Below are 206 nucleotides of genomic sequence, written 5' to 3'. Positions count from 1 at the left end.
GTCGGCATCACCAACCAGCGCGAGACCGCCGTGGTCTGGGACCGCACCACCGGGCTCCCCGTCTACAACGCGATCGTGTGGCAGGACACCCGCACCCAGCCCATCGTCGACCGCCTTGCCGCCACCGAAGGCGTCGAACGCTTCAAGAAGCAGGTCGGCCTGCCGCTCGCCACGTACTTCTCGGGCACGAAGATCGTCTGGATCCT

General features: G+C 67.0%; 1 protein-coding gene. It reads left to right on the top strand.

What is annotated here, in order from left to right; translation table 11 throughout:
• A partial coding sequence (locus tag QN357_RS19480; RefSeq protein WP_323505468.1) for an FGGY family carbohydrate kinase occupies positions 1–206 on the top strand: 206 nt, incomplete at both ends.

Source organism: Cryobacterium sp. RTC2.1, assembly GCF_035018685.1.
GTDB lineage: Bacteria > Actinomycetota > Actinomycetes > Actinomycetales > Microbacteriaceae > Cryobacterium > Cryobacterium glucosi.
This window is presented reverse-complemented; position numbering and strand designations above follow the sequence as displayed.